The organism is Qipengyuania aquimaris, assembly GCF_020171965.1.
Classification (GTDB): Bacteria; Pseudomonadota; Alphaproteobacteria; order Sphingomonadales; family Sphingomonadaceae; genus Qipengyuania; species Qipengyuania aquimaris_A.
In genome coordinates, this window is record NZ_JAIUZK010000001.1 from 165,413 (window position 1) to 177,612 (window position 12,200).

Below are 12,200 nucleotides of genomic sequence, written 5' to 3' on the forward strand. Positions count from 1 at the left end.
TAAGCAATCGACGCGCAACCGACAAGCGCGAAAGACCGCTGAAAGTGTGCAGATTCCCCGATTATCGGGCCAATGTGGCGCTTACGATCCAGCAGCTGGCGGGCAATTCGATACGGACGCCCTTGCGATGGCTATCGAGCATCGTGCGCAATCTCGAGATCGCCCTGTCCCGCTCTTCACCCGACATCGCCGCGATTGCCCGGGCGGCCGGACCAATCCTCAGGAAATAGGAGGTCGCATCGTCGAGCGCATCCGGCCCCTCGCCCGCGACCATACCGTAATCGATGGCGTCGAAGCCAAGCGCTCCCCAACCGGCTTCTTCAAGAATTGCCGTCACGTAGTCACGTTCGCCGAAGGCAAACGGCCCGGGCGTGCGCGGATCGGCAGGTGCAGGCGAGACGTCGAGGATCGATGACAATTCCTGCGCCCAGAGATTTTCGGAGCGCTCGCGAAAACAGGAAAATACCATGCGGGCATCGGGTGAAACCTGACGCGAAATATGAGCAAATGCAGCGACCGGATCATCGAAGAACATCACTCCATGTCGCGAGACGACGAGGTCCGGCCGTCTGTCCGGCGCATTCCATTGCGAGGCATCTGCCAGTTCGAAGTCGGCATTGGGAAGGTCGGCGGCGCGCTGCCTCGCCACCGCGAGCAATTCCTCGCTGATATCGACACCGGACACCTGCGAACCGGGAGACATTCGGGCGAGGCTTATCGAAATCTCCCCGGCCCCGCATCCGATGTCCAGCGCATGATCGAAGGGTTCGGCAGTCGCCGCGGCCACGAGCCGCTCTGTCAGCGGTCCGAAGCTGCGATCGGTCCGTTGCCATTCATGCGCCCAGCTCTTGCCTGTCCTTCCGGTCCATTCGGAACCCGACACGCTCGCATCAGACATCGTAATAATCCCTGTACCACTGCGTGAAGCGAGCGACCCCGTCCTCGATATCGGTAGAGGGTACGTAGCCAGTGAGACTTCGCAGGAGCTCTGCATCCGCCCAGGTCGCGGGCACGTCGCCAGGTTGCATGGGCATCAGGTTGCGTTTGGCCGTCACGCCAAGCGCCGCCTCGATGGCCGCGATCATGTCGCCCAGCTGCACGGGTTTGGAGTTGCCGATATTGACGATCCTCCACGGCGCGACGGGTGACAGGCTGTCCCCCTCTGCCACGTCCTCAGGTCCGTCCGGTCGCACCGGCGGCACATCGATCAGGCGGCGAACAGCTTCGACGAGATCTTCCACGTAAGTGAAATCGCGCGACATCTCGCCATGGTTGTAGACATCGATCGGTTCGCCCGAGAGCATGGCGCGGGTAAATTTGAATAGCGCCATGTCAGGCCGCCCCCACGGGCCATAGACCGTGAAAAAGCGGAACATCGTGATCGGCAGGTCGAAGAGGTGCGCGTAGGAATGCGCCATCGCCTCGTTCGCCTTCTTCGTTGCCGCATAAAACGACATCTGGTGATCCGCCTTCATCGTCTCTCGATACGGCATTTCGGTGTTGGCGCCGTAGGCGGAGGACGTGGAGGCCAACAGCATATGTTCTGGCGGATGCGCCCGCGCCGCTTCGAGCAGTTCGAAGGTCCCGACTAGATTGCTCTCCAGGTAAGAGCGCGGGTTCTCGATCGAATATCGCACACCCGCCTGCGCGGCGAGGTGCACGACGATATCGGGCTTTTCAGCCTCGAAAAGGTCCATCAGCAGGCCGGACTGTTCGATAGGCTCGTTGACGATGCGGAAACCCGGATTCTGGAGCAAATCGGCCTGCCGGCGCCGTTTCAGGCCCGGATCGTAATAATCGCTGAGCGAGTCGACGCCGATGACCCGAAAGCCGTCTGCCAACAGGCGCTTGCACGTGAAATACCCGATAAAACCGGCCGCCCCGGTGACGAGCGCCGTGCGGTTTTCCTGCATCAATCCGCCCCGAAGAGGTCGCGCGTGAAGACCTTGTCGCGCACGTCGGCAAGCTCATCGGTCAAACGGTTCGCCACGATGACATCGGACGAACGCTTGAACGCCTCGAGGTCGCGTTCGACCCGCGAACCGAAGAAGCTGTCCTCCTCCATGACGGGTTCGTAGACGATGACCTCGATGCCCTTGGCCTTGATCCGCTTCATGATCCCCTGGATCGAAGACTGCCTGAAATTGTCCGAACCTGCCTTCATCACGAGGCGAAACACGCCCACGGTCTTGGGCTCTTTCGCGATGATGCGGTCGGCCAGGTAGTCCTTACGGGTCCGGTTGGCATCGACGATCGCGCGGATCAGGTTCTGCGGCACCTCGCTGTAATTCGCGAGCAGCTGCTTGGTATCTTTCGGCAGGCAGTACCCGCCATATCCGAATGATGGATTGTTGTAGTGCGAGCCGATGCGCGGATCGTGTCCGATGCCCTCGATAATCTGCCGCGTGTCGAGGCCGCGCGACAGGGCGTAGCTGTCCAGTTCGTTGAAGAAAGCCACCCTCATGGCGAGGTAGGTATTGGCGAAAAGCTTGATTGCTTCCGCCTCGTCGGCATCGGTCAGTAGGACCGGTATGTCATCATCCAGCGCCGGTTCGAGCAACAGATCGGCAAATTTCCGGGCCCTGTCCGAACGTTCTCCGACGATGATGCGCGAAGGGTGGAGATTGTCGTAAAGCGCCTTGCCTTCGCGCAGGAACTCGGGGCTGAAAATTATGCGATCGCTGCCGAAGCGCTCCCGCGCCGACGCGACATATCCGACCGGGATCGTCGACTTGATGACGACGGTGACGTCCGCGTTTGCGGACAGGACCCTCTGCGTGACGGAATCGACGGCCGAGGTGTCGAAGAAATTGGTCTCGGGGTCGTAATTGGTGGGCACTGCGACAACCGCGAATTCCGCGCCCTCTACCGCTGCGTCGAAAGCGGTTGTGAACTCGAGGTCGAGATCGTCTCTCAGCAGGTATTCCTCGACCAGCTCGTCCTGGATGGGCGATTTGCGTTCGCGGAGCATGGCAATCCGCTCTGCGGAGACGTCCACCCCGACGACGCTATTATGCTGCGACAGCATGATGGCATTGGACAATCCGACATATCCAAGCCCGAAAACAGCGATCTTCATGGAATTACCTGTCTTGCCTCTTGTGTGTGGGCGTCCGCACGCGAAGACGCGCCGCATGATAGATGGTTGGCGCACCGGCCAACCGCAATGCCGGACCTACCAAACGAAATAGGCTCCACCCTTCTCGCGCGCGCGCTGCCACGCGGGTCTTGCATGAATGGCTTCGACGAAGCGGGCGAGCTTGGGTGCCTTCTCGCCGTAACCCTGCATGACCGCAATCTCCGCCGGAAAGCTCATCATTACGTCTGCGGCACTCCAGTCGTTTCCGACGAAATGGAGATCATCGCCGATCTTCTCTTCGGCAAAGGCGATGTGAGCGGTCAATTGCTCGTCCACCCGCGGCATCAGCGGGGCGGCGGCATCACCGAGCCGGCCGGCATAGATCTTGAGCATGACGGGGACGAAAAAGGAGCTCTCCCCGAACTGCATCCATTCGAGATGGTCGATCCAGGCATCGCTGGCGCGATCGGGCAGCCAGTCCTTGCCGCCGTGCCGTTCGCACAGATATTCGATGATCGCGCCACTTTCGCTGATTATGCGTCCGTCATCTTCGATGACCGGGGACTTGCCGAGGGGGTGAACCTGCTTGAGTTCCGGCGGTGCGAGATTGCTTTCGGCGTTACGCTGATAGGAACGGATCTCGTAATCGGCCCCCAGTTCTTCCAGCAGCCAGAGGATGCGCTGCGAACGACTGTTGTTCAGGTGATGGACGATTACGGTCATTCCGGGCTCCCGATTGATAGCCGGAACTGCCTAGTCGCACCGGAAACGTATTGCCAGTAGCGGATACGGAAAAGCCGGTGCGGCAACATCCAAAGGGAGTGCGCGCACCGGCTTTCCGTTTCATCGGGAGCACCGGGGGACAGTCCGGCTTGCAAGTGGCAGGGGTTGAAGTGCCACCCACGCTCCCGCTTCGAGGGTCTGTGATCAGTCGTCCGCGTCCGGACCGGTCATCATCTCCTCGGCGACCTCGTCGGTTTTGCCGCGAATGGCGGCTTCCAACTTGGCACACATCTCTGGATTTTCTTTCAGGAAGGTCTTCGCATTCTCGCGGCCCTGGCCGATGCGGACGCTGTCGTAGCTGAACCAGCTGCCCGATTTTTCGACGATGCCGGCCTTCACGCCAAGATCGAGGATTTCGCCGATCTTGGAGATGCCTTCGCCGTACATGATGTCGAATTCGACCTGCTTGAACGGCGGAGCGACCTTGTTCTTCACGACCTTCACGCGGGTCGAGTTGCCGACCACTTCGTCACGGTCCTTGATCTGGCCGGTGCGGCGGATGTCGAGGCGGACCGAAGCATAGAACTTGAGCGCGTTACCGCCGGTCGTGGTTTCGGGGTTACCGTACATCACGCCGATCTTCATGCGCAGCTGGTTGATGAAGATCACCATGCACTTCGAGCGGTTGATCGAACCGGTCAGCTTGCGCAGCGACTGCGACATGAGGCGTGCCTGGAGGCCGACGTGGCTGTCGCCCATCTCGCCTTCGATTTCAGCGCGCGGAACCAGCGCGGCGACGGAGTCGACCACGAGGATGTCGATCGCGTTCGAACGCACCAGCGTATCGGTGATTTCCAGCGCCTGTTCGCCCGTGTCAGGCTGCGACACGATCAGTTCGTCGATATCGACGCCCAGCTTCTTGGCATAGACCGGGTCGAGCGCGTGTTCGGCATCGACGAATGCCGCGGTGCCGCCCGCCTTTTGCGCTTCGGCGATGCAGTGCAGCGCCAGCGTGGTCTTGCCCGAGCTTTCCGGACCGTAAACTTCGATGACGCGGCCTTTGGGCAGGCCGCCAATTCCCAGCGCGATATCGAGGCCGAGCGATCCGGTGGAAATCGACTCCACGTTCATCGCTTCCTTGCTGCCCAGCTTCATGGCCGAGCCTTTACCGAACGCGCGGTCGATCTGTGCGAGGGCGGCATCGAGCGCCTTCTGACGGTCTGCAGACATTTCTTTATCCTTCACGAGCTTCAGACTGGCCGCCATGACACATACCCCTTTCGCTTTTCCAGAGCCGTTTTCGACTCTTCAACACAACAGGGTGTACCGCGTTTGTTCCACAAGAACAAGAGTGGAACGAATTTTTTGTTGGAAAGCTAGTCGTCCCGCTCCCGGAACCGCACGATTCGGCGGGAATTGGCGGGGATTTCAGTCTCGTAGATCAGCCGGCCGTCCTTGATCCGCGTCCCCTTCAGCCCGCGAATCTTGGTATAGCCTGCCGTTCCCAGGTCGAGGCGAACCGTGATCGCGCTATCGTTGGCGTTGGAAATCTGCGCACGCTTGCGGACCCAGCGGCGTTCTTTCTCGAGGTCCTCTTCATCCACGTGTCCGCATTGGGCGAAAACCTGCGTGCTTTGCGGAAGGTCGAGTTCGATGTCTTCCGACAGCGCGAAATCCCGCAGCCGCGTTTCGGCCACCAGCAAATCGCCAAACGAAGTCGGTTCGTAAATGGCGATACCGCCCATCGGCAGGGACTGCCCCAGGCCCTTGGATTTTTCGTTCGCGGTCGCGAGGATCAGGCGGGCGGGATCGAAGTACTCGACCTCGTCCGCTTCATCGACCTCGCCGTAATCGCAACCGACGACATAGATGAACCGAGCCTCGACCTCATCCTTGTCGAGAAAGGCAACCTGCTTCTGTCCTTGAGCGGCGACGGTGACAGGCTCCGGAATGCGATAGAGCTTCAAATCGCCAAGTGCTTCCTCGGCCGCGATCACGGAGAGCGGCGCGGCGGCTTCGGCCATGACTTTCTGGATCCTGCTGCCGGTCACCACGATCGATTCTGCGTCCATGGCCATCGCGGCCATGGCAGGAGGCGGCGGAGGAGGCGGTGGCGGCGGCGGATACAGCAGCGGCGATCCGGCGGCCGTGCTGCCGAAGGGATAGCAGGTAAGGCGAAGCGGGCGCGCCTCGGGCTCGTCCGCCAGTTCCTCGAAATCGGACTCCACGCTGAGCGTGCCGGCCACTGCCATTAGGGTGGCATCCGGAAAGCTCTGATTGTTGTCGTTGAGGATGGTGAGCCAGGACAACAATTCCATCCGCAAGCTGCCATCCGCCCTCGCCTCGTGCAAACGGGCGACGTAATTGGCTTCCCAGTCGAAACCCGATGCAAGGTAGGACAGCGTCACGGTGTAAGTCCCGCCAGTATCGCTACGCGTATCGATCGAGAATACAGGCTGGGGCGACAGGCCCGAAGGCACCTGGTCGAAGGTCAGTTTTTCAGGCAGGCCCGAGCATCGCACGGCTTCGAAGCCATCCTGCGTTTCCAGCACCAGACCCCCGTCGGCACGGGTCCTGACAATTGCCTGTTCCGAACGCGCCGCACCGCTTGCCGGGTCGGTACGCGTTATCGTGACGCGATTGCCGAGCGTACGATCGACAAGCGCTGCAGGACTGAGCAAATCGGCGTTGCGGTTCTTTTCGATCGTGCCGCCTGGCAGGCCGGTGACGATGGCGCTCACCGCGACCATGCCCTCTGCCACACCGGTAAAGCGGATCTTCGATTCGCCCGGTGGAAGAGTAACGGTCCTGACCTCGCTGATCATGGCGAAGCCTTCGGGCCAGCGGCGGTCCATCCGCTCGCCCTCGCCCCGCTGCGGATCGCGATAGACGGTCACCGCAAGCTCGTTCGGCGCAGACGCATCGACGGTTTCGCGTGCCAGCAGGTCGCCAGCCGGAACAATGGCCGCGAGCGCCGCAACGAGGAGAAGAGGACGGATCACGCCGGTGCGGAAATCAGTAGCGCGTTTCGAAAGTCACGGTGACTTCGCGCTTGCTGTTCGCAGCCACGGGCACCGTCCATTCGCGCCGGTCGAGGCCCACGCTGCGCCCGGTAACGTCTTCGCTGATCACGCGGTAATCGCGCGACCACCAGCCGCGATAGAGGCCGCCTTGGACCAGTTCGACCTCCACCGGCGTAGGCTTTGCATTGGTGATCGTGTAGCGCATCGTGGTGCGCCAGAAGGTCTTGGCCTCCTCCACCTCGATCTCGCGCGTAACTTCGCCGTTCTCGATGACGCGATAGCGGGCGCTCTTCTCGTATTCGCTGGCGGTGATCTTTTCGCGGTCGACAACCTCCGCGAGGACCAGCACGTCGAAGGCGTCACCCGTGCGCAGCGTCAGTTCGCTGCCCATCGGCGTGTGGCCGATGCTGTTTTCGCCGATGAACTGCGGATTTCCTTCGGCATCGCGCTGGTAGAAGCGGACCGCCCCGGCAGGCAGGGCATCTCCCAGCCCCTGCTCGCGGCTGGTGCCGAACTGGACCTGGCTTGCGACGTTGATCGAGCGGTCGTCATTGGTCAGCCAGTCGACGGTGCGCTGATAACGCCTGCGTGCAGGAACGCTCTGCACATCGAGGAAGCTGACCTGCTTGGTCTGATTGTTAGCAATCGTGGTGCGCTCGGAGAGCGGATAGAGATAGAAATCGCCGAGACGCTCGCGATCTGCGGTTTGAGTACCCGGCACCATCGAGCTGTTGCGCCCCGGAGGCGGAGGCGGGGAACGACGCCCGCGATCATAGCCGTTCGAACCGGGAGATCCGGCAACGAGCAACGTGTCCGCATTGTGGAAGGTCGTGCCGGTCTGGTTGGTCAGCGTCACCCAGCCCTGCATGTCGACCGTCCCTTTCTCCTCATCGAACAAGGCAACGTAGTCGGCGCTCCAGCCGAGGCTCGGGGTGAGGTAGCGGATCGATGCGGGCCGCGTTCCGGCGCGGGTGCTGTCCACGGTCACCGACAAGGTCGGGCGTGCGCGCAAATTGGTCGGCACGCGGTCGAAGATAGCTCTCACCGGAAGCCCATCGTCGCGCAGCACTTCGATACGGTCGCCGATCTTGACCACGACGCCGCCCGATGTGGAGAGGACGGTTGCACGCTCGCGCGTTTCGGCGCCGGTTGCCGGATTGGTGCGGATAAGGGTGATGGTCTGGCCGATGGCCTTTTCCATCAGCTTGGTCGGCGTCAGCAGGTCGAAGTCGAAATTCTGCTCGACGATGCCGGCACCCGCAGCGGCGAAGCTGAGCGTTTCGGGCCGGATGCGGGCGGAGACATCGGGAAACTCGATCCGGCTGCGTCCGGCAGCGATGGATAGCTGGCGCACATCCTGCACCAGCGCCTGCCCGTTGTTGTAGATGGTGACCGAAACATCGCCCTGTGCGGTCGCGTCGGGGTCCGCCAGCGCCTGTTCCGCGGTCTGGGCCAGCAGCGGAGCACCACCGAGAATTGCCAGCCCCGCCAGTGCCGAAATTGAATACGCCTTCATTGCAGTCCCCTTACCGCAGCCAGGGGCGCCCGATTACTTAGGCGTCCGTCTTGGCCTGTTCTCCAAGTACCTCTGATACCTTGCCGTTTATTTGCTGTACGCTGAACGGCTTGGGAATAAAGTGCATGTTGTCGATGTCGATATCGTTGCGCAACTGTTCTTCTGCATATCCCGACATGAAAAGGATGGGGATTTTCGGTTTTACCTTGCGAATGGCGCGCGCCATCGCCGGACCGTCCATTGCGGGCATGACCACGTCGGACACGATAAGGTCGAATTCGGTCTTGCCATTGGCGATCGCGGCAAGGCCTTCCTCGCCATCGCGTGCGGTGGTCACCTGGTAGCCGGCGCGGGTAAGCGCACGTTCGGCGACTGCGCGGACCATATCCTCGTCTTCCACCAGCAGCAGCTTGCCGCCGCCCGACCATTCGCTGGCCTTGGTCTCTTCCGTATCCTCCGGACGGGTCACGGCGGGCATCTCGCCCTTGTGGACCGGCAGGTAGATCGTGAAGCGGGCACCAGCCGGCCGCCCATCCGGGCCGCCGATATTGTCGGCGAAGATAAAGCCATTCGACTGCTTAACAATACCGTAGACAGTGGAGAGGCCGAGGCCGGTGCCCTTCCCCTGCTCCTTGGTCGTGAAGAACGGCTCAAAAATCTTGCTGAGATGTTCGCCCGGGATGCCGCCGCCCGTGTCCTGTACGATGAGGACCGTGTAATCGTCGGCGGGCATGATATCGATGCCCATCTTGCGCACATCGCGCGCCGACACGCGGCGCGTGGCGAGCGTCAGGCGACCTTTCCAGTTTTCCTTGCCGGACTTGGCCGCATGGGCCTGCATCGCATCGCGCGCATTCACCGCGAGGTTGATGATGACCTGCTCCAGCTGCTGGGGGTCGGCGCGGACCGGCCCCAGCTCGCGGTCGTGGCGCACGGCGAACTCGATCTTGTCGCCCATCAGGCGCTTCAGAAGCTGGCTGACCTCGCTGACAACGTCGGGAAGCTGGAGGACCACGGGGCGCAGCGTCTGCTGGCGACTGAAGGCGAGCAGTTGCCGCGTCAGGCTGGCCGCGCGGTTGGAGTTTGCCTTGATCTGCTGGATATCGTCGTAGTCGCTGTCGCCCGGCGTGTGGCGCAGCAGCATGAGATCGCAATAGCCGATGATCGCGGTCAGCACGTTGTTGAAATCGTGCGCGACACCGCCTGCCAGCTGGCCCACGGCCTGCATCTTGGTCGCCTGCGCAACCTGGCGGCGCAGGCGCTTTTCCTCGGTGGAATCGGAGATCGACAGGAGGACGGCCGCATCGCCGAGGCCGCGCACACCGGCAAGGCCGATCGATACCGGCTCTTCCTTGTCGCCCGACAGGCGGACCGCCATATCCCCGCTCGACGTCGCACCTCTTGCGAAGCGGCGGACGGTGTCGGAAATGGCCGGCTTGTCTTCGCGCACCACGAGATCGGAGGGGAATTGCGGCAAGCCCTTTTCCTCGCGCTCGACTGCGCGCAGGAACGCCTTGTTGGCATAAAGGAAGCGCCCGTCGCGGTCGGTCAGCGCAAGTCCAAGCGGCAATGCGGACAGCAAGGCCTCAAGCTGCGGGACGGCAGCCTTGCCGCTACCCTGCCAGCCGCCACCGATACCGACGTTGCTATCGACCAGCAACATGAGCGATGGCGACTGGTCGGCGGCCTTCTTCTTGTCCGCCTGCGGCTGGGTCAGCGGAATGTGCACCAGCGTTTGCGGCGTGCCCTGCTGCCCTTCCTGAGCGAAGAAGATGCGGTCGCGGTCGTCGGATCGCAGCAGCTGGACGAATTCCTGCCCTGCAAGGCTGTCGTTCGGGTTGCCGGCTGCGCGTTCCGCCAGGCCGGGCGTCGCCGACTGGACGATGCCGTCGGGCGCGACCAGCGCCAGCTCGATGCCCGCGCTGGACAGGATTGCGCCGAACGGTCCGGAGACCCTTTCGGCGAGCGTGTCGTGGCCGTCTTCCTCGATCCGTTCACCGAAGCGCCAGACAAGGTAGTCCTCGCCCCGCCCAACGCGCTCGATATGCAGGCTGAACTTACGCTCGGCGGACGGCGTTTCGAGCTCTTCGCTCTGCGCCTCGCCTTCGCGCCAGGCTTGGCGGGCGGCGTCGGCGAGCCGTTTCCTGCCTTGTTCGGACAAGGTGATTTCGTGAGGGGAAACCTGACCGCCGAACCAGTCCTCATAAGTTGCATTCGCACAAACCAGGCGATTGGCACGGTCGATAATCGCCACCGCCCGGCGGCGGTTCTCGATGGCTGCAGCAGTCACGGCCCAATCGGGTTGCGCCAGCTGACCGGCTTCTTCGGGCGCCTTGAGGCGTGCTGCGAGCAATAGCGTCAGGAGAACCGTCAGCAAGCCGCCGCCATAGGCTAGCGCCACCAGCGACGATCCCGCAACCAGCCACACCAGCACCACCGATGTCACGAGGGCGAAGACGATCCCAAACAGCAGCGGAATCGGCGGGAGGGCCTGCGCCTCGACCTGATCGGACCCGTTCACTGGCCGCGCTCCTTCAGGCGCTCGCTCAGCCGCTGCTCCACGCGGATCAACCGCTTCCTCCGCTTGCGAGCAACGATGTAGCGCCAGCTGAAACTGGCGATCAGATATCCCATTCCCGCACTGAAGAGCGCAAGGACGAGGAAACCGAAAGCCGTCACGCCGCCGACCTCGAGCCATCGGGCGAGCGCGCCGCCATCCTCGGCAAGCGGGCCTGCGCTGCCACCGAGGCTGGCATCGATATTCAGCATGGTCTTACCGGTCTTGTTGGCGACAAGCAGCCAGAACGGCAGGGTGAACGGGTTGGTCACGAAAGTGACGAGCGCCGACAGCGGCACATTCGCCCGTGCCGGCAGCGCCAAGAATGCCGCGAGGAAAATCTGCCCGATCGGCACGATAAATGCCGCAAACAGGCCAAGCGCCACTCCGCGCGGCACGCTGCGGCGGGTGAAGCGCCAAAGCTCGGGCGTCAGGAAGCGGTGCGCGATGGGCTTGAGGTACTTGTTGCGCGCCATTTCTTCGCGCGTGGGCATGTATTTGCGGATCAGATCCGCTGCCCAGGTTTTCGACCTCTTATCGCTCATCGCCATGCATCCGACATGGCGTCGGCCCGTGCACTGCACAAGCGGCTGGAACCAGTTTTCTGCGATGAAGAGACCATGACGAGAGATATGCCTAGCACATTCGACGTTTCCGTCCTGTGAAGCGTCATCCCTTCTCGCGCATCAGGCGGGCCTTGTCGCGCTTCCAATCGCGGTCCTTGATGGTCTGGCGCTTGTCATGCGCCTGCTTGCCCTTGGCCAGCGCCAGCTCGACTTTCGCCCGTCCGGTAGAGTTGAAGTAGATCGACAGCGGGACAAGCGTCATGCCCTTGCGCTCCACCGCTCCGAACAGCTTCTCGATCTCGCGCTCATGCAGCAGCAGCTTGCGCGGGCGGCGCGGTTCATGATTCAGGCGATTGCCGTGCGAATATTCCGGGATGTTGGCATTGATGAGCCAGACCTGCCCGTCCCGCACTTCGGCATAGCTTTCCTTGATGCTCGCCTCGCCCGCGCGCAGCGCCTTCACCTCGGTCCCCTGCAGCGCAAGTCCGGCCTCGAAAGTTTCATCGACATGATAGTCGAACCGCACACGCCGGTTGTCGGCGACGGTTTTCTGCTTGTCGAAGGTAGCGGGTTTGGGTCGTGCCATATCGGCGGTGCATGTAGGCGCTTGGGATCGAAAGGTGAAGGGAAAGCTCGGCACTGCGGTTGCGCAAGGTGGGTATACTTTATACACCGAATAACGAGGTTATTTTCCAGGGGTTCGCAACCGTGAATATTTTTGGAAGGCTAGTGTGCG

At 62.0% G+C, this 12,200-nt stretch carries 10 protein-coding genes; all 10 read right to left on the reverse strand.

Annotated elements, in window-relative coordinates; genetic code table 11:
* Positions 1 to 61: 61 nt before the first annotated feature.
* On the reverse strand, positions 62 to 898 hold the full coding sequence (locus LCM24_RS00805) for a class I SAM-dependent methyltransferase (RefSeq protein ID WP_224802356.1): 837 nt from the start codon (positions 896 to 898) through the stop codon (positions 62 to 64).
* Positions 891 to 1,913 (reverse strand): NAD-dependent epimerase/dehydratase family protein, encoded by a 1,023-nt coding sequence (locus LCM24_RS00810; RefSeq protein ID WP_224802357.1) that lies wholly within the window; start codon positions 1,911 to 1,913, stop codon positions 891 to 893. The genes LCM24_RS00805 and LCM24_RS00810 overlap by 8 nt, the downstream gene beginning before the upstream one ends.
* Positions 1,913 to 3,079, reverse strand: coding sequence for a nucleotide sugar dehydrogenase (locus tag LCM24_RS00815; RefSeq protein ID WP_224802358.1), 1,167 nt, complete (start codon positions 3,077 to 3,079; stop codon positions 1,913 to 1,915). The genes LCM24_RS00810 and LCM24_RS00815 overlap by 1 nt, the downstream gene beginning before the upstream one ends.
* A gap of 96 nt (positions 3,080 to 3,175) precedes the next feature.
* Positions 3,176 to 3,802: a glutathione S-transferase family protein gene (locus tag LCM24_RS00820; RefSeq protein ID WP_224802359.1), complete on the reverse strand. Its 627-nt coding sequence runs from the start codon at positions 3,800 to 3,802 to the stop codon at positions 3,176 to 3,178.
* 204 nt (positions 3,803 to 4,006) lie between these two features.
* A complete protein-coding gene (gene recA, locus LCM24_RS00825; RefSeq protein WP_090478629.1) occupies positions 4,007 to 5,068 on the reverse strand; it encodes a recombinase RecA in 1,062 nt (353 codons plus the stop codon).
* Positions 5,069 to 5,178: 110 nt separating this feature from the next.
* Positions 5,179 to 6,804 (reverse strand): DUF4139 domain-containing protein, encoded by a 1,626-nt coding sequence (locus LCM24_RS00830; RefSeq protein WP_224802360.1) that lies wholly within the window; start codon positions 6,802 to 6,804, stop codon positions 5,179 to 5,181.
* A 13-nt stretch (positions 6,805 to 6,817) separates the two neighbouring features.
* Entirely contained in the window at positions 6,818 to 8,341 is a 1,524-nt protein-coding gene (locus LCM24_RS00835; protein ID WP_224802361.1) for a DUF4139 domain-containing protein, read from the reverse strand.
* 37 nt (positions 8,342 to 8,378) lie between these two features.
* Positions 8,379 to 10,862: a response regulator gene (locus LCM24_RS00840; protein ID WP_224802362.1), complete on the reverse strand. Its 2,484-nt coding sequence runs from the start codon at positions 10,860 to 10,862 to the stop codon at positions 8,379 to 8,381.
* Positions 10,859 to 11,443 (reverse strand): DUF2062 domain-containing protein, encoded by a 585-nt coding sequence (locus LCM24_RS00845; protein ID WP_224802363.1) that lies wholly within the window; start codon positions 11,441 to 11,443, stop codon positions 10,859 to 10,861. The genes LCM24_RS00840 and LCM24_RS00845 overlap by 4 nt, the downstream gene beginning before the upstream one ends.
* A gap of 124 nt (positions 11,444 to 11,567) precedes the next feature.
* Positions 11,568 to 12,050 carry an SsrA-binding protein SmpB gene (gene smpB / locus LCM24_RS00850; protein ID WP_224802364.1) on the reverse strand — a complete coding sequence of 161 codons (483 nt, stop codon included), beginning with the start codon at positions 12,048 to 12,050 and terminating at the stop codon, positions 11,568 to 11,570.
* Between the last annotated feature and the right edge of the window lie 150 nt (positions 12,051 to 12,200).